14 protein-coding genes are annotated in these 18370 nt (G+C 35.1%); 12 read left to right on the top strand and 2 right to left on the bottom strand.

The annotated features are described in order from the left end of the window. Positions 1-36 precede the first annotated feature (36 nt). The 5 genes from pglZ (at position 37) to ACN6MT_RS19365 (ending at position 8948) form a co-directional block, all read left to right on the top strand. The gene (pglZ, locus tag ACN6MT_RS19385; RefSeq protein ID WP_419887592.1) at positions 37-2592 is read left to right on the top strand and encodes a BREX-1 system phosphatase PglZ type A; all 2556 of its coding nucleotides are present in this window, start codon (positions 37-39) and stop codon (positions 2590-2592) included. A gap of 20 nt (positions 2593-2612) precedes the next feature. After that, positions 2613-4667 carry a protease Lon-related BREX system protein BrxL gene (brxL, locus tag ACN6MT_RS19380; RefSeq protein ID WP_419887591.1) on the top strand — a complete coding sequence of 685 codons (2055 nt, stop codon included), beginning with the start codon at positions 2613-2615 and terminating at the stop codon, positions 4665-4667. Positions 4668-4762: 95 nt separating this feature from the next. After that, positions 4763-6124, top strand: a complete 1362-nt coding sequence (locus ACN6MT_RS19375; RefSeq protein ID WP_419887590.1) for a hypothetical protein — start codon at positions 4763-4765, stop codon at positions 6122-6124. A gap of 78 nt (positions 6125-6202) precedes the next feature. After that, positions 6203-6529 (top strand): phosphoribosyl-ATP pyrophosphohydrolase, encoded by a 327-nt coding sequence (locus tag ACN6MT_RS19370; RefSeq protein WP_419887589.1) that lies wholly within the window; start codon positions 6203-6205, stop codon positions 6527-6529. Further along, positions 6522-8948, top strand: coding sequence for a DEAD/DEAH box helicase family protein (locus ACN6MT_RS19365; protein WP_419887588.1), 2427 nt, complete (start codon positions 6522-6524; stop codon positions 8946-8948). Before ACN6MT_RS19370 ends, ACN6MT_RS19365 begins: the two co-directional genes overlap by 8 nt. Positions 8949-9365: 417 nt before the next feature. Here ACN6MT_RS19365 and ACN6MT_RS19360 read toward each other — a convergent pair whose 3' ends face one another. After that, positions 9366-9755 carry an ABC transporter ATP-binding protein gene (locus ACN6MT_RS19360; RefSeq protein ID WP_419956487.1) on the bottom strand — a complete coding sequence of 130 codons (390 nt, stop codon included), beginning with the start codon at positions 9753-9755 and terminating at the stop codon, positions 9366-9368. A 234-nt stretch (positions 9756-9989) separates the two neighbouring features. On the opposite strand from ACN6MT_RS19360, the gene ACN6MT_RS19355 reads away from it, so the two are divergent. Beyond that, on the top strand, positions 9990-11897 hold the full coding sequence (locus ACN6MT_RS19355; protein ID WP_419887587.1) for a 3'-5' exonuclease: 1908 nt from the start codon (positions 9990-9992) through the stop codon (positions 11895-11897). 133 nt (positions 11898-12030) lie between these two features. Further along, positions 12031-12282, top strand: a complete 252-nt coding sequence (locus ACN6MT_RS19350; RefSeq protein WP_419887586.1) for a DUF7662 domain-containing protein — start codon at positions 12031-12033, stop codon at positions 12280-12282. 215 nt (positions 12283-12497) lie between these two features. Here ACN6MT_RS19350 and ACN6MT_RS19345 read toward each other — a convergent pair whose 3' ends face one another. After that, positions 12498-13544 carry a hypothetical protein gene (locus tag ACN6MT_RS19345; RefSeq protein WP_419887585.1) on the bottom strand — a complete coding sequence of 349 codons (1047 nt, stop codon included), beginning with the start codon at positions 13542-13544 and terminating at the stop codon, positions 12498-12500. Positions 13545-13861: 317 nt separating this feature from the next. Here ACN6MT_RS19345 and ACN6MT_RS19340 point away from each other — a divergent pair, with 317 nt between their 5' ends. From ACN6MT_RS19340 to ACN6MT_RS19320, 5 genes are all read left to right on the top strand, one after another. Beyond that, the gene (locus ACN6MT_RS19340) at positions 13862-15073 is read left to right on the top strand and encodes a YHYH domain-containing protein (RefSeq protein ID WP_419887584.1); all 1212 of its coding nucleotides are present in this window, start codon (positions 13862-13864) and stop codon (positions 15071-15073) included. Between the two features lie 16 nt (positions 15074-15089). Next, positions 15090-15245 carry a hypothetical protein gene (locus ACN6MT_RS19335; RefSeq protein ID WP_419887583.1) on the top strand — a complete coding sequence of 52 codons (156 nt, stop codon included), beginning with the start codon at positions 15090-15092 and terminating at the stop codon, positions 15243-15245. Positions 15246-15641: 396 nt separating this feature from the next. Continuing rightward, a complete protein-coding gene (gene rpiB, locus ACN6MT_RS19330) occupies positions 15642-16118 on the top strand; it encodes a ribose 5-phosphate isomerase B (RefSeq protein ID WP_419887582.1) in 477 nt (158 codons plus the stop codon). Between the two features lie 840 nt (positions 16119-16958). Next, entirely contained in the window at positions 16959-17297 is a 339-nt protein-coding gene (locus tag ACN6MT_RS19325) for a TIGR04076 family protein (protein ID WP_419887581.1), read from the top strand. A gap of 5 nt (positions 17298-17302) precedes the next feature. Continuing rightward, positions 17303-18349, top strand: coding sequence for an aldo/keto reductase (locus tag ACN6MT_RS19320; RefSeq protein ID WP_419887580.1), 1047 nt, complete (start codon positions 17303-17305; stop codon positions 18347-18349). Positions 18350-18370 lie beyond the last annotated feature (21 nt).

Genomic DNA, 18370 nt, shown 5'->3' with positions numbered 1-18370 from the left:
TTGTTTTATGGAGATTGTTATAAAGGGGTGAGTGGTTTGAATTTAGATCAGGTGATTTCTACTTTAACGACCACGTTTAGCGAACCACTGAATGATGGTGAACAAAGAAAGGTTGTTTTCTGGGTAGATAAGGATAGAGAGTTTGTTGAAGAAATCAATCAAATATCTATTGATAATGTTAAGGTTCATCAATTAACAGAGCAGAATAATTTCTACACAAAATATCTGCTCGAAGAGGAGGATACGACTTCTCATTACCTCGTTTATACCAATGACGATTTAAGTGTGGAAGAAAACTGGCTTATTGATACGGTTTACTATTCAAAAACGTTTTATGCTGACAAAATTTCTTTGCTTTTAGATGACTTAGGAATTGATCCATCACTAAGAGTCGTTGTAAAGAAATTCGAGAAGTTTTTCAATAAAAAGCACACTCAAAAATTTAAGTCCTATGGGACACAGGTATTTTCGGAAGAGACGATTGAAATTGCGATTATGAGTGTTCTATGTAGTTTAAAAACACCTGATTTTGAAGAGGTGCTTAAAACGGTCTTGAAAGAAAGTCTTTCAGAGGAAGAAAACAAATACATTGCTTCAATGGAGAAGTATTTTGATATTAACGTGTTCTGGAAATACGTTTCTAACTTGTATGGCTACGATAGAGAAAATCATACGTTGAAGACTTTATTCATGCATTTAACTGTCACAACACTCAGCTATTCAATTGAAGAATCGTTACTTTCAAATGTGAAGAGTTTTATTGCTGAAAGAAACAAGTCGAATAGCTTAGTCTTTATTGATCATTGGATGCATCATAAGGTCGATTATACTATTTACAATGAATTAGCTGCAATTGTAGAACGAGAGATCCAATTAGATGATATTGTCCGACAATTGCCAATTGAATCCTTTAAGAATGCAGATACGTTCCCATATTTCGATAAAGCAATCATAATCTATATTGCAAACAGTCTCGAAGCATCGCATGAAGATTATGAAGAATATACGAAACTTATTAATTTAAGACGAGTGAAGCATTTTTATGAAAATTTCCAGTTTATCTATGAGGCGTTATTCTATACAGTAAAAATGTATGAATTTTACAAGAAATACAATTCTCGAATCCCAAATGCAGCTGCTATTGATATGTGGAAGAGTTATGTTAATGAGTATTATGTTATGGATACATATTATCGTAAATTTTACGTTGCTTTTGATAATGAGCCTAACAGTGAAATCCTGAAAAAGTTAAAAGCAATGGTGGAAAATCTATATACAAATTGGTATATGGGAGATCTAAGCTCCCATTGGTCAATGGCAGTAGAATCAGATATGAAAGACAATTGGGTTCTGCCCGGCATATCGAATCAACAAGATTTTTATAAGCAATATGTTGCTCCAAAAGTGTATAAGGGAGAACGGATATTTGTTATTATTTCGGATGCTTTACGCTATGAGGTTGGGGTTGAAATTGCTGAAAAGCTAAATGCAGAAACCTTAGGTGCTTGTGAAATAGAAGCAGTACTTAGCGTTGTTCCATCTGTTACCAAACTCGGCATGGCTTCCTTGTTACCGCATAAGGTGGTAGACATTGATGAAAATGCAAGAGTATTAGTTGATGGAAAGTCATCAAGTGGAATTGAAAATCGTAAGGATATTATTGAATCTACTGTTGCAGATAGCGTAGCGATACATGCACAAGAAATGTTGACGATGAACAAAGCGGGAAGAAGAGAATATTTTAAAGGTAAAAAACTCATATACATTTATCACGATACGATTGATGCAATGGGAGATAAGGCTTCGACTGAAATTTATACGTTTGATGCGGTTGAAAGAGCAATCGATGAAATATCTACTTTGACAAAGATTATTCGAGACGATCTATCCGGAACCAATATTTTAATTACGGCTGACCATGGATTTGTCTATCAAAGGGACGCATTAATTGAAAGTGATAAGATTGAAAAAGAGGATATTCAGATAGTTGAAGTGAAAAGAAGATATATGCTGTCAAAAGTAAAAAGACAGATGGATGGAATTCTTAATATAAATTTGGCTTCCGTTATTCAAAATGAAAATCAATTAAATGTCTATGTTCCAAAAGCAACAATTCGATTTAAAATACAAGGATCTGGAGTGAATTTTGTCCATGGGGGAGCAAGCCTTCAAGAAGTAGTTGTGCCTTTAATTAAATATAAAAACATCCGAAGAGGACAAGCGAACAGTAAAGAAATTATAAAGGTGGATATCAAAATGACAAGTTCAACACGAAAAATTACGAATAGTTTATTCCACCTGTCTTTCTTCCAAACAGAAAGAGTAGAAGATAAAGTTATTCCGAGATCGGTATTGATTTATATGGCAGCTGAAGATGGTAGTGTCATTTCTAATGAAGAAACGATTATCGGGGATCGAACATCAGAAAATCCTGAAGAACGGACATTTAAACTCCGATTTGCTTTAAAAACCATTTCTTATGACAAAAACAAACATTATCTTTTAACAATAAAAGATGTAGAGACAGGGGTCATCCTGGAAAAGATCCCATTTAACATTAATTTGGGTATTATCAGTGACTTCGATTTCTAAGATAAGGGAGGGAAATGCCTTTGGAAAACGTAAATGAAGTAAATACACTTGAATTAGATAAAAAACTTAATACTGTATTTGCAGGGCGCGTTGTTCGAAAAGATTTAACAAAGCTCATTAAAGAAGGAGCGAACGTACCTGTATATGTACTTGAATATTTGTTAGGTATGTATGCTGCCACTGACGATGATGACAGTATTCAAGAAGGAGTAGCAAGAGTTAAGAAAATACTTTCTGAAAATTTTGTAAGACCTGATGAAGCGGAAAAGATTAAAAGCAAGGTAAGAGAAATCGGTCAATATTCTGTCATTGATAAAATAACTGTTCGATTAAACCCGAAGAAAGATATGTATGAAGCAGAGTTTTCAAATTTAGGATTAAAAGACGTTCCCATCTCCTCAAATTACGTGAAGGAATTTGACAAGTTACTATCTGGAGGCATCTGGTGTATGTTGAAACTTGACTACTACTACGATGAAGAGCAGAAGAATATGAGTCCTTTTAGCATAAGTAATCTCAAACCAATCCAGATGCCGAACATGGATCTAAATGAAATCATTGAGGGAAGAAAAGAATTTACTAAAGATGAATGGATTGACATTCTTGTTCGTTCTACCGGAATGGAGCCTACTCAGCTAAATGATCGTGTTAAATGGCATCTACTTTTAAGACTCGTACCACTTGTAGAAAACAACTATAATATGTGTGAATTAGGGCCAAGAGGAACGGGTAAAAGCCATGTATACAAGGAAATATCTCCGAACTCAATCTTGGTCTCAGGTGGACAGACCACCGTAGCCAATCTTTTCTACAATATGTCTTCAAGAACAGTTGGTTTGGTTGGTATGTGGGATGTTGTAGCGTTTGATGAGGTAGCGGGTATAAGGTTTAAAGATAAAGACGGTATTCAAATAATGAAGGATTACATGGCCAGTGGTTCATTTGCCAGAGGAAAAGAAGAGAAGGCTGCCTCTGCTTCCATGGTTTTCGTTGGGAATATCAATCAAAGCGTCGATTCTTTAATTAAAACATCACATTTATTTGCACCATTCCCAGAAGAAATGGCAAATGACTCAGCATTTTTTGATCGAATGCATTACTATTTGCCAGGATGGGAAATACCGAAAATGCGACCTGATTTCTTTACAGATCGTTACGGGTTCATTGTAGATTATTTGGCTGAGTTTTTTAGAGAAATGAGAAAGCGATCCTTTGGAGATGCGATTGACCAATACTTTAAGCTCGGTAACAATTTAAACCAACGTGATGTAATTGGAGTTAGAAAAACAGTTTCAGGGCTTATGAAGTTATTGTATCCTCATGGGGAATATACCAGAGAGGATGTTGAAGAAGTTCTTCAATATGCCCTTGAAGGTCGTAGACGAGTAAAAGAACAGCTAAAGAAAATCGGTGGAATGGAATTTTATGATGTTATGTTCTCCTACATACACAAAGAATCCTTACAAGAAGACCATGTATCCGTCCCTGAACAAGGCGGTGGCAAATTAATTCCAGAAGGGATGGGTAAACCAGGACACGTTTATACAGTCGGTGTCGGTGAATCCGGTATGATTGGTGTCTTCAAACTTGAAAATCAGGTAGTTTCTGGCTCAGGTAAATTTGAAAAATCAGGGGTTGGGACAAACAGAGGAGTCAAGGAAAGTTTAGATACTGCATACCGTTACTTTACCGCTAACAGTAGAAGTATAAGTGGTACGATTTCAATTAAAACCAAGGATTACCTTATGCATATTGCAGACCTACAAGGAATAGGATTAACACGTCAATTAGCTGTTGCCGAGTTGATTGGATTATGTTCGGGCGCTTTAGAGAGGCCAGTTCAAGAAAGTACCGTTGTGTTAGGGAACATGACGGTGGGTGGAACAATAGAAAAGGTCGAAGAACTAGCAAACGTCTTACAGGTATGTGTTGACGCAGGAGCGAAAAAGGTATTAATCCCTGCTTCTTCAGTTGTTGATTTCCAAACCGTTCCTTCAGATTTGCTAATTAAGGTTCAACCTATATTTTATTCAGATCCGATTGATTCGGTTTTTAAAGCGTTGGGTGTTAGTTAAATAATGAAAATGTTAAGAGTCAGTAATTTACTGACTCTTAACAAATAAACATTTTACCTTTTATTTTATCAATGTAAATAAAGGATGGGATGACTATGTCTTTGGAATTTGAGTTTGTTAAGGTTACAAATGAAAAAGTCTTGGAGTTCATTAATCAAGCAAATCATAGGATACTTTTTGTTAAACCAGCTTTTTATAAATGGGAAATTGAAACCATTATTAACACAAAAAAAATGAAAAACATTTCATTATGCGAAGTGTACTGTGAAAAAGGAGATGAAGCAATAAGATTTGGATTCGGTGATCGTGATGCCCTCGATTTAATTATTAATAATCAAAATGCAATAACAGTTCAATTAGTTGATAGTATTAGAATGTCTATCTTAATTGTGGATAATAACTGTTTAATTTATTCTCCAAGAATTGCACAATTGGATAATGGAGAAAAGCCATCAGATTTCCCAAATGGATTTTTTGGAGATAAAAATGTTGTAGAAATGATAATTACTAGATTTCCAACTTATTCTTTATTTTCACCTGAAATAGATAATAAAAAAATTGAATCAATAAGTAATCCCTTTGATGCTGTCAAGAAAATAATTAATTTGCATCAGGACGGTGTTTCACAAGAATTGAAATATGCAATAGAAAAATTAGAAGAAAATCCTCCTATTGATCCATCAAACCTCCGTAAAGTTAACATATACAGAAATAACTATAAAATATTAAAGAGACAATTATTTGGTATTAAGGTAAAAAATAAAAAAATAAATTTAAAACCATTTTATAGTCATCTTACTACAAATAAAGAAAGGTTATTAAGCAGTTGGAATATATTCACCAATGATGATATACGAAGTTTTCAGGATATGACTTTCTTTGAAAAAGAACTTCAAGCCCTCGATAAGGAATTACTATTAGATATTGGGAGGTTTGGATTATTGATAGAAGCCTCTAAGAAAGATGACTATGATAGTAGGGTTAACACCATGAAACTTGAATTTTTAAACTTTTTAAAGGGAGATATAAATTTAGGTGAAAATAGGTTTATGGCATATAAAAAAAATCAAGATAAAAATGCTAAATCTCTGAGCCAAGTACTTGAAGACTCCAGAACGGACCTTATAGAATATCTACTAACCTTAGCATATGCTGAAAAATCTTTTGAATCGAAGATTTTTAGTGAGGATCGATTGTTAAAAAGGGAATTTGAAAATGGGGACATAAATAAGGAAGAAGTGTATGAAAAATTTATAAAAAACTTTGTTGACAATAAATTAAAGTTTCCTAACAAAGATGAACTATTAGAAAGAATTGATATAAAAAATGACTTTTATGATATTTCTGATGAGTTATTAAATAATAATGAAGACTTTCAATTTTTTATTAAAAAATACGATTTAGATAACCTAAGAAAATATAACAAAGGTTATGAACAAATGGATATGGGATTATAGTAAATTCAACTCAATAAATATTTATTTTACACATATTTGAACACTTAATTAGTAAAGAAAAATTGGAGGTAACATCATATGCCTGTTTATAACAAATTAGTTAGAGATCGCATTCCAGAGGTAATTGAAAAGACAGGGAAAAAATTTACTACAAGAATTTTAGATAATAAAGAATACATAAAAGAATTAAAAACAAAAAGCTTTGAGGAACTTAATGAATACATAAATGCAGAAAATAATAAAGACGCAATAGAAGAATTAGCTGACCTCTTGGAAATTATCCATGCTCTTGTTGAATGTCATGGAGCGAACATTGAAAAGTTGGAACAAGTACGGCAGGAAAAGGCAAAAAAGCGTGGTGGATTTAAAGATAAAATCTTTTTAATTGAGGTTGAGGATGAGTAATATTCAACTAATTACAAGAAACCTTGGTACACATTTAATTGGCAAAATGGAAGAGGCAGATACAGTCTGTGTTTTGTCTTCATTTGTAATGAAATCAGGGGTCAAGGTTATTAAAAATGCTTTGAAGAAAGCTGTACAAAATGGAGTGGATATTAAGATTTGTACAGGTGATTATTTGTACATTACGCAGCCAGAGGCTTTAGAAGAACTGCTTTCGATTGATGAGCCTATTAGCATTCGATTATGGAACAGTAATGGTTCTTCTTTTCACCCAAAAGCATATCTTTTTCAATCAAATGAACATGATGTTCTCTTTGTTGGTTCTTCCAATCTTTCAAATTCTGCTTTGAATCAAGGAATCGAATGGAATATTTCTGTGAGTGATGAAAAAGAAGTTTTTGATGAAGCTCTAAAGGAATTTCTTACTATTTTCTACTCTGAGCAAACGGTTCCTTTAAATAAAGAAACCCTCGAAGCGTATAGAGTTAATTATTATGAGTATCAGCGAAACCATCCAAATCTAGTTCGAAAATGGACTGAACTTGAAGAACAAGAATTAATGCTTCCTGCAAAAAAGGATAGTCCTGAAATGCCCGAAGTCGTATTGGAACCGTGGGTTTCTTATGGAGAGATACTGCCTCGTTTTGCACAAATTGAAGCACTTGAAGAGTTAAATAAAACTTTAGAAGAAGAATACAATAAAGCCCTGGTTGTGATGGCTACTGGACTGGGGAAAACCTATTTGGCTGGATTCTTTGCCCAAAACTTTACGAAGATTCTCTTTATTGCTCATCGAGAGGAAATTCTCTACCAAGCAAGAGATTCTTTTAAGAGAATTATGCCTGAAAAGCAGTATGGTATTTACAATGGCAAGATAAAAGAAGGTGAAGCAGATGCCATATTTGCCTCGATTTACACACTAAGTATTAAAAAACACCTTGAGCAATTTAGAGCGGATGAGTTTGATTTAATCATTGTGGATGAATTTCATCATGCCGCTGCGGACTCATATAAACGTGCATTAGATTATTTTCAGCCGAAATTTTTACTCGGGATCACAGCCACGCCAGACCGAAATGACAATAAGGATGTATATGCGCTTTGTGATGGGAACGTTGCATTCAGATTAGATTTCTTGGAAGCGATTAACCGTCAATGGTTAGCACCCTTTACCTATTATGGGGTCTATGACGACACAGACTATAGTCAAATAACGTGGCTAGGAAATCGGTATGCCGAAGAGGAATTATTGCAAGTTCAATTAAGAGAAGAATTAGCTGAAAAGATATTACATGCGTGGGAAGAAAAGAAGCAGACTAGAACACTGGGATTTTGTTCTTCTATTAGACAAGCCGACTATTTATCAAACTATTTTAATAACCAAGGCTATCATACCGTTAGTCTGCATTCCCAACAGACTGGCATAAGTAGAAATCAGGCTATTTCGCAACTTGCAAAGGGTGAAATAGATATTACTTTCACTGTAGACCTTTTCAATGAAGGTGTAGATATACCAGCCGTAGACACGCTTTTATTTGTCCGGCCGACGGAATCATTGACAGTATTCACACAACAAATCGGTCGTGGACTGCGCCTGCATCCTGATAAGGAAAAGTGTGTAATTATTGACCTAATTGGAAATTATCGTAATGCGGATATTAAATTAGGATTATTTGATACACAACCTAATGAGGGTAAACCTAGAAACATCCAACCAACATTACCGGCTTTTTGTGAGATTGATTTGGATGTTAATGTCATTGACCTTCTCAAAGAAATGAATAGAAAGCGACAACCGAGAAGAGAGAAGCTGTTCCAAGATTATATGGATTTAAAGAGGGATATCGGAAAAAGACCTACCTATTTGGAATTACATTTAAAGGGAGCTGCGGATTCACCGCAATATCGACAGGAATTTAGTTCTTATTTTGGTTTTCTAAAATGGGCAGAGGAATTAACTGAGCGAGAGATTGTAATATTTGACCAATACGAAAATTGGTTAGTCGAAGTAGAAAAAACAGGGATGGCTAAAAGTTATAAGATGGTTGTATTATTAGCCATGCTCGAACGCGGAAAATCTAACTGGTTCAAGCCTATATCTTCAAAAGATGTAGCACCTTTCTGTCATCACTACCTTATGGAAAAAGAACATCGCAAAAGAATTGATTTTTCCGATAAGGGAGCCAAAAAATTATGGGATTATGATGAAAAAGGGGTTAGCAAACTGATTGCTACCATGCCGATGACAAAGTGGAGTGGTAGTTCTAAGGGATTGATTACCTATGAAAATGATGTCTTTGAAATTAACCTTGATGTAGTAAAAGAAGATGAAGACATTTTATACGAATGGACAAAGGAGATTTGTGAATATCGGATACATTATCACTTTGAACGGAAGGCACGATCACCATTACGTTAATTATTTCAAAAGTATTTATTAAATTATAATTTTACGAATATACGTTCTGGTATAGGCGCATTTATGATATACTAGAAGTGCAATAGAATAGGATTTCTCAAGGGTGGTCGGCACACTCCGTGATGCTGGATGACAGTTTTTGAAACTTTTTGATTACGATTGCGTTTGCTAGTTTAGTTGTAGCCATACTGTCATTTAACCAAAAAAATAATCCACCCTTGAGTTTGGCAACCAGGTGGATTATTTTCCCGAATGAGCCGATCCCTGATGGGAACCGTCTATTGCTGGACCGGACATGTTGCTGCATGTCCGGTCTTTTTTTTGTTTATTCAGAACTTACTTTTATTTTAACTGAAATGAATGACACTGTGCAAAACTGTTTACGGACAACCTTAATTTGAACCGATGTTCTTATGGTTATTTCTTTTTAAGAACACCCTTTTTCACGAGATTAATAAGAGTACCCTTATTTTTATAGCGATTATAAGCAATTAATCTGTTTAAATCCTTGATAGTAAGCTTAGAAGGATCAATCGCCAGTTCAAACTCCGCATGAACCTTTTCAACTAATGAAAGAGCGTAATCGATTTGTTTAGCTGTTAGAGTATAATCTTCTTCAGAAATAGAGCCGTTTCTGTTATTATCTTGTTCCATCATGGTGTTCTCTAACGCAGCAGCATGTTCCTTTAGTTTTGCTTCTACAAGAGCTTCAACTTCTGCTTGGCTTATTGATTGATTTTGTGACGTGATGGTAGTTTGGGTAAGTTTAGATAGCTTTTCTATTATTCCTTTGAACAATTCATTCACTCTACTTTCTGTGAGTCTTAACATTTTTATCTGGTCTTATTTTCCTATACTACTATTAATAAAATAATATAAAGCAAAATACAATACTTTTGGGGGATTTTTGTTAATTTTGGTAGAAAGTAGTCATAGAATATCGAATAAATCGTAAGTAATTAGAAGTTTATTGTAATATTATGGGTGAAATGACCTAATTGTAGTATAATGGAGAAAATTGCAATTTTTGGAGCGGTTGTTATGGCTATAACGATTCCTGAGACAATTAGATCATCTGCTACAGCCGGAGAGAGACTGTTTTTTCGAACGCTTAAAACTTTCCTGCCAGATGATTATATCGTTTACTTTGAACCTGAAATTCAAGGGAGAAGACCTGATTTTGTCATTATTGGGCCAGACCTTGGCATTGTTGTTTTAGAAGTTAAAGATTATACGAGGAATACACTTTTTCAGATTAATCATGATGAATGGCATTTAGTAGCATTTACAGGAGATCAAACAATTGTTCCGAGCCCAATGAAACAAGCTAGGGATTATATGTTTAGAATTGTTGATGTTCTACAAAAAGATAAAAATCTTATTGAAGCCGATGGGAAGTATAAATTGAGACTAAAATTTCCGTATGGTCATGGAGTCGTTTTTACACGAATGTTTTCAAGTGAATTCATTAAAGACGGCTTGTACTCCGTTATTGAACCTAATCTAAGTTTAACTAGAGATGAAATTGATCCAGATAAAGAGGGGTTTTCAGAAGAAGTACTAATGGAAAAAATCCTCAATATGTTTGTGGTTCCTTTTCGATTAAAGGAACCGCTCTCCATTGAGGACATTAATGCAATTAGATATCACTTATTTCCTGAGGTCCGGATTAGTGCTGAATTCAAACCACCTGTACCATACCAGGACCAACTTTTGTTATCCTTACATGATATTAAGACTATGGATCTGCACCAGGAGAATTTAGCTAAACAGATAGGGGATAAGAATCGCTTAATACGTGGAGTTGCTGGAAGTGGTAAAACGATTATATTAGCAAGTCGAGCAAAGATGTTATCAAAACAGAATCCAAACTGGAAGATTCTCATTCTCTGCTACAATATCTCTCTTTCAAATGCGATCCAACAAATGATTCACCATATGCTCAATGAGCCAGAGGATTTATTTGATTTTGATCCGAATGCGAAGTCTGTCAAAAATGAGAATATTATAGTGAGGAATTTTCACTCTTGGTTAAAGAACGATTTAAGGATAAGAGAGCAGCAGCTTCCGGATATCATAGAAAAATTAGAGAGAAATGAAGCAATTCTACCTACATATGACGCAGTTTTGATTGATGAAGGGCAAGACTTTGAGGCTGACTGGCTCCGACTAGTTAGTTTGTTAATTAATGCAGATACACAATCTCTGTTATTGGTTGAGGACCGCGCTCAGACTATTTATCAACGGAAGCGTTCCTATTTGCAGGATACAGGCTTAAGTTTCCAAGGTAGATCAAAGGTTCTGTCCATCAACTATCGGAACACGCAGCAGATAGTAAAATTTGCTTGGGAATTTTACCGCAAGCATTCGATGTTTAAAAATAAAGTGGTTAATCGTGAGCTAGAGGGTGAGATTATTTCACCTCAGAGCACCAAGAGGAGAGGACCAGAACCTGGTATCGTCAAGGCAGCTAATTTCTTTGAGGAAATGAGGATTGTTGCTCGCTCTATAAAAAAATTACATATGGAGAAAAAAGTCCCGCTAGAGGACGTCTTGATTCTTTACCGTGTTAAAAGGACACATAAATATCCTATTATTGATATTATTAAGCGATCCTTGAAGGATGAAGGACTACCTTACTTTTGGATTACGGAAAATGACGTCTCAAAACGCTCTTATGCTAAAGATGATGGGAAAGTTAAAATTAGTACCATCGATAGCAGTAAAGGATTGGATTTTAGAGCTGTTTTTATCGTCAATGTCGATTCCATGCCATTTCCGCTCGAGGAGAACAAGGAAAGAGAAGTATCACTGCTATACATTGGAATGACGAGGGCAAAGGAATATCTATGTTTATCGTACTCGGCGGAATCAGAATTTGCCAGTTATCTCGATACGATCGTTGAGATAAGACAACAAAAGAAAACTGGGATAGAAAAAGTCAATTAAATATTTGTTCAAACCAGCCTATAAGAACTGCTTTTTAGGCTTTTTAACAAGTCAAATATTGAGAGTGGTAACTATATAGCATGGACTTATGACTGAGCAATAATTTTATTATATTTATGAATGGAGTGACACTATGTATAAGGGGAAATATGAAAGGTTATATCAATCTCTTAGTAAAAAGGAGAAAGACGTATCAAGTCTTACATTATCAATGAATGAAATGGAAGATATACTAGAGTTTAAATTGCCTGCATCTGCATATAAATATTCTGCATGGTGGGCGAATGAATCTCAAGGAACTCACAGTCATGCACGTTCATGGTTGATGGCTGGTTGGAAAACGGCAGAGGTTAAACCTGGAAATAAAGTTACGTTTATTAAATAAATGGCTAGAACAAATGACGGTAAGTGATAGGGAGGTATTTGAACAAAGTAAAGAAACATTGTAACTTCTAAGGTAGCTAATGTTTTGCTTAAATGTGTTAACTAGTATATTAAGTGGAAATTTGTAGTTTGGACAAAGTTTACATAATAAACTTATTTAACCTAAACCATTTTAAAGAGCCTATAATTATTCTTTATAGACTCTTTTTTGTTTTCTTATTTTAACCGATCAACCCAGTTTATAAATTTTGTTCTATTTTTTTCATACCAGTCATTACATATAAAGTATCGTTGTCCATTTATCTTATAAATTGTAGACCAATACCGGCTATAGCCATTGATCATTCTCTGATCAAAGGTAGTTTGGTCAGTATTTATTTTTCTTAAGATTGGATAGTTAACATCAAAGGTCAATTTGGAGTACTTCTCGTCTAACAAATGCTGAATCATCTCACCAGATAACAAATTATTTCTAATAAGTCTATCAAATTCATTTCGGACCAATGCCCCTATTTTTAGGTGATTGATATCATTTTTAACTGGTTCTGTTGAAGTTATAGAACTAGTTTTTTGTGGTTTTATCTCAATAGTAGTAGTTGATGTATTCTCTAGTTTTGTATCTGAAAATAGATTGTACATTTGACTGCTTCTTAAGAACAGTTCAGATGTGTCTGCTACCGATTTTGATTGATTGACAACTGGTTCAAATATTTCGTTTCTAAATTCTTGGTTTCCATAAAGGACGAAGGTGAAGTCTAATTCAAAAACTTTAAAAATTTTATTTAATAAATCAATGGATCCACTGAGTGGCTCATAAATTGCTTTATGTATTTTAGGAGAAGCAAAAATGATCGTTCCTTTTGATAGATTAAAGTACCCATGGATAAGGAATGCAGTGTGGATCATTTTTTTAATAATTCTCTCGATTGTTCCGATACTGCTACCATAGTTGAGACCGGATTCATGAAAAGCGACATCTACACCATAAATATTGGCAATGCTGCCCGCTTTAACCTCTAGTCCAAGTACATCAATTTCACCTTGCTGCAACAGCTGCAAATGTGAAGTGGTATTTTTGTAGATATTCAGATTATGTTTTTCCATAAAATACTTCATGGTGGCATTCATGATTTTTTTTATCTTTTCCTCATTATGTAGCTCCCATGAATGGGTAGAAGCTTTCCAATTTAATTGTGCTGTTTGGCACTTCTTTATATGTTTGAGCCAAGACAGCATTAATGATTCTCCGATTTCAATCTTCATATAAACACTCCCTGTGGTTTCTCTTCTTAATCTACCATATTTTAGAACATGATAGGTATTTTATCCTGTTTAAATCTACTATAAAAAAGTGGATTTTGTAACTATTATTTGTAAAATAGGAAAATGGTTTTTTCCAGAAGAAAGTACTGCTTATTGTTCCTAGTTTTTTTATAATATTTCTTTTTATAATGGAAATTGAAAGGTAACTATTGTTATTAAGGTGGTAAATATGTAATTATATTAATATGTGTTTTTTGTGAACAATCTCCTAGGAGATTGTTTTTTTATAAGGAAAATAGATATACAGGGGGAGAAAGATGGATAAGAAGGTATTTTTGTTTACTCTATTATTTGTGTTGCTGTTTGGTACCTTAGCCTCGGCACATTCAGGTAGAACAGATTCCAGTGGTGGACACAATTGTAGCGACAAATCAATTTCAAAAGGTCTTTGTACGGGTTATCACTATCATAACGGTGGAGGAAGCGCAGGCGCATCAAGCGGTGCTACAATCGTTAATACAGATAAGGATTGTACAGATTTTGCTAACTATGATGAAGTGGTAGCGTATTGGAATGCTAAGGGTTATAGTGCAACCTACGACCCGGAAAATTTAGACGGATGGGGAAATGGTCAAGTGGATGACGGGATACCCTGTGAAGTCCCCAGTGGGTATGATAGAACGAAGATAAATAATAGTGCGGAACAAGCGCAGCACATTCAAGATGAAAAAGACATAGCTAGCGGTGAAAGGGAAGGATATTCACAAGGATTGAGTGATGGTTACCAAGAGGCAGCAAGCAATAATGTTTCAACAAGTAGTTCAGAGGCTTTTAAAGTTGGCTATGCAACTGGTTATAACAAAGGTTACGAAGAAGGAAAAGCCAAGGTCACAGCTGAAAAAACAAAAGCGACCGATGATGGATATGCACTTGGACAAAAACAAGATACTATTTCCCTTCCGACTGATTATGCGAACCATGCTGGTCTAAAACAAGCTTTTGTAGCTGCTTTTAATAAAGCTGTTACAGAGCGCGTAGAGGCTAAGAAAAAAGATACTAAAGACTTAGGCTATGCGGATGGGAAGAAAGATGTTCTTCACGTACCAAAAGATATGGAAGAGATATATGTTGCAGCTTATCATACAGGGTATAATATGGCTCAAAAAGAATTGAAAGAAGAGTACATAAAGCAAGGTTATGAAGCGGCTTTTATGATGTTGAAATACACTAAACCTAATTTAACCAATGAAAAATTTATAGATTGGTATAAAGAAGGGTTTGAATCCAATACTGAAATCCAACAAATCAAAGCGGATGGATTAGCTTTAGGAAAAGAAGGGGAACCTTACAAACTTCCATCGCAATACAAAAACAGTGAAGTTATTTTTAAACATAATTATCAGCTGGGATTTAAAGAATATGAAGAAAAAAAGAGTGATACCCAAAAAGCGGCTGTTGGCGGCCTTGGGGGTCTATCATTAGTGTGGTTGGGCAGAAGATTTTATATAGCAAGAAAAATGATTCGTTAAAAGGGAGGCGGATAATATGGGCATTTACCGAACAATCAGTTATAAAGTAGAAGACATGTTTATTAAAATGATATCAAAAAAACAGGACCCTGCACTCGTAAAGCAGAAAGTGGACAAGTATCGCGCGGAACAAGGAAAAAGCCGCAGACAAAGGAAGATGGCAAGCAGCTGAAATAGGTTGGTAATAATCTATTAAATAATTGATCGACTATAGCTGTATAACTTTTCATATAACTTCATATTTATAGTATTCATGTTAACCAGAGCAATGCCATTATTCTAAGAATTGGCATTGTTTTTTTTAGTTAGGGAGGAGATATGTTTATACGGACGCTCACGGTACTATTTTACCCCGATTAACATTTACTATCTTAGTAAAAGTATGACGACACAGAAATTTAATTTCTTTAGTGCGATGGTATCTCTAAGAATTAGAATCATATTTTGATTGCTCATATTATTTTTTGTCAATAGTCAGAATATTATTGACAATTATCTTTTAAGGAAATACATTCTAGTTAAACGAAATACTATATTTTTTATAAAAATGATAAGGGTGGGTAAACAAATGAAGATTGCAGTTGGAGGAGATCATGCTGGTTTTCCATTGAAAGGGTATGTTATGGACGTATTAAAAGAGTTAGGGCATGAAGTAACGGATTGTGGCAGTTATGATCCAAATCCGGTTGACTTCCCGGATATTACAAAGCTTGTTTGTGAAAAGATTCGAAGGAATGAAGTGGAAAGAGGAATTCTTGTGTGCGGAACGGGAGTAGGCGCAAGCATCGCTGCTAATAAAATTCCTGGGATCCGTGCCTCTGTGTGCCATGATATCTATTCCTCACACCAATGTGTAGAGCATGATGATGTAAATGTAATGTGCATTGGTGCTCAAATTATTGGCCCAGCATTAGTGAGAGAATTAGTAGAGTCGTTTCTAACGGCAGAATTCAGCACCGCTGTAGAATTTAGAAGAAGAGTTGAGAAGCTTGCAATCATGGAAAAGGAATATGCCAAAGAATTAATAGAAATGAATAAAAAATAGGGTAAGAAATCTTTATTATTACATGTAATAAATTGACCTTCTATATATTTAAATCAATTTATAAGAAGTGACGAGATTTTACAGGAGTGGAAATGCTGATGTTTTATAACGAGATTCATTGGCTTCGTAATGGGGAATTCTACAAAAATTGCTCAGTACCTTAACCTAAATAGACTAGATTCATATTTCTGGATTCACCTATACAGGTTTATTGTTAAATTATCTTAAAATTGGAATTATTCTTGACAGTAAAAATCTAGGATGTTATCATTTTTCTAAACCAAAGACGAGGGAGTAAAACTGTTAAACGGTCTCTCAGCGAATCCGGGATGGTGTAAGCCGGACAGATGACGTAACAGCAAATGGGCCTCAGAGGGCGAAGTGAAAAATCGTTGATTTAGTAGCTTAGACGCAAAAGCCAGCGTTATAGGGCTAAGAGTGTGTAAGCACTCTACTAGAGTGGGTATGTTGATACATATCAAACAAGGTGGTACCGCAGGCTAACACTTGTCCTTGAATTTTATTTGAGGGCAGGTGTTTTTTTTATATTTTCATAACTGATGGTTGATTTCACTGTGTTTGGAAATAGACGGAAGATTTCCGACTAAATCGAAAAAAAGCCTTATTTCTTCAATAATAAGGGAAGGTTTTCCGGTTATATGATTGAAATCGCTTGATTTAGTCGTATTAAGGGCAGTTAACCGGAATCTCTCCGCTTATATCTGTTTCAAAGCTTCCATTACATACATTAGCCGGAAATCCTCCGCCTATAAATGTTCATCGTTACAGCGAAACTCACTCATAAAGTTTAAATAGCAAATGCAGAGAGGAAAAGGTCCAATGGATGATAAATTTACACTCTATAACTTAAAGGTAGAGGTGATAGGTACAGATAAACCAATGGTATGCAGTCATAAGGAAGGTGACTATTTCTTGGTGGTGGGGGAAAACCTGATCTTCCCGGAAACAAATTCATTTTCCATGTATGCCTTAAGCGCTCTTTTGCCATTACTGCCTGCAAAGCAGCGACCATTACATAGAAATGACTGGATGTTGTCTGATAGTTTGATAGCCTGCCCTGATCCAAACTGTGGGGCAAGATTTAAGATAACTCGTACCGAAACACAAGACTTTAGTCATGCAGAATGTACAATTGAACCCATACATAAAGGAGAGTAACCATCATGGCAGAACGATTACAATTAGCAAAAGATTATAGTATTAGCAGAGTGATCAACGGGTGTTGGCAGTTATCCGAAGGCCATAGTTTACAAGCAAAGTTAGATATGCAAGATGTCATGAAGGCCTTCCATATGCTGGCCGAAAGAGGATTCACCACATTTGATTGTGCAGATATCTATACGGGTACAGAAGAACTCCTCGGTGAATTTTTAACGGAATTAAAAGAAGGGAGCACCCTTTCACCGCATGATATACAAATTCATACCAAGTATGTACCGGATATCAATTTGCTTAGTGAAGTCGATTACAGCTACACAGAAAAGATCATTGATAGAAGCCTTAAACGTCAAAAACGAGATGTATTAGATCTTGTTCAGTTTCATTGGTGGGATTACAGTGTGCCTGGATATTTAGAGACAGCTGGGGATCTGTTGAGACTGAAAGAAAAAGGAAAAATCCGTAATATTGCGGTTACAAACTTTGATACGAAGCATTTGCGCGAAATTGTTGATGCAGGTATCCCTGTTGTGTCTTGTCAAAATCAATACTCGGTTTTTGATAGACGTCCAGAAAAAGAATTACTTGATTATTGTATTAGTAAAGGAATTTCCCTGCTGTGCTACGGTACATTATCTGGCGGATTGTTAGCGGAAAAATGGATTGGCCAAACTTCGATTCAACCCGAAACGCGCTCTCACGTTAAATATTTACAGGTGATTGAAGATACTCTGGGCTGGGATGGCTATCAGGAATTGTTGGTATTGCTGCAAAGAATCGCTAAAAAGTATTCTGTTAAGGTTTCTCAGATTGCTACAAAATATATATTGAGTCAACAAGGTGTCGGAGCATCTATTATTGGCGTTAGAAATAGCAGACATGTTGAATCCAATACGCAAATATTTTCTTTCGAACTGGAACGAACCGATATCGAAGAAATCAAACAATTCTTAGACAACTATCCAATCGTAGACGGCGAACCGTTTGAATTAGAGCGTACGGTTGATTCGAAATATCGCAATATTATGAAGATGAATTTAAATGAAGAATAGATAAAAGTGCATGTTGAGTTT

The sequence above is a fragment of the Neobacillus niacini genome (assembly GCF_048572935.1).
In the GTDB taxonomy this organism is placed as follows: domain Bacteria; phylum Bacillota; class Bacilli; order Bacillales; family Cytobacillaceae; genus Neobacillus; species Neobacillus niacini.
The sequence above is the reverse complement of the archived record's forward strand: the minus strand, read 5'-3'. Positions and strand labels throughout refer to the sequence as shown.

Bases quoted from the DNA above. Each gene is read 5' to 3' on its own strand.
- ACN6MT_RS19375 (WP_419887590.1), top strand. From the start codon at position 4,763: ATGTCTTTGGAATTTGAGTTTGTTAAGGTTACAAATGAAAAAGTCTTG.
- ACN6MT_RS19320 (WP_419887580.1), top strand. From the start codon at position 17,303: ATGGCAGAACGATTACAATTAGCAAAAGATTATAGTATTAGCAGAGTG.
- ACN6MT_RS19365 (WP_419887588.1), top strand. From the start codon at position 6,522: ATGAGTAATATTCAACTAATTACAAGAAACCTTGGTACACATTTAATT.
- ACN6MT_RS19335 (WP_419887583.1), top strand. From the start codon at position 15,090: ATGGGCATTTACCGAACAATCAGTTATAAAGTAGAAGACATGTTTATT.
- ACN6MT_RS19345 (WP_419887585.1), bottom strand. From the start codon at position 13,544: ATGAAGATTGAAATCGGAGAATCATTAATGCTGTCTTGGCTCAAACAT.
- ACN6MT_RS19370 (WP_419887589.1), top strand. From the start codon at position 6,203: ATGCCTGTTTATAACAAATTAGTTAGAGATCGCATTCCAGAGGTAATT.
- ACN6MT_RS19340 (WP_419887584.1), top strand. From the start codon at position 13,862: ATGGATAAGAAGGTATTTTTGTTTACTCTATTATTTGTGTTGCTGTTT.
- ACN6MT_RS19355 (WP_419887587.1), top strand. From the start codon at position 9,990: ATGGCTATAACGATTCCTGAGACAATTAGATCATCTGCTACAGCCGGA.
- ACN6MT_RS19350 (WP_419887586.1), top strand. From the start codon at position 12,031: ATGTATAAGGGGAAATATGAAAGGTTATATCAATCTCTTAGTAAAAAG.
- ACN6MT_RS19325 (WP_419887581.1), top strand. From the start codon at position 16,959: ATGGATGATAAATTTACACTCTATAACTTAAAGGTAGAGGTGATAGGT.
- rpiB (WP_419887582.1), top strand. From the start codon at position 15,642: ATGAAGATTGCAGTTGGAGGAGATCATGCTGGTTTTCCATTGAAAGGG.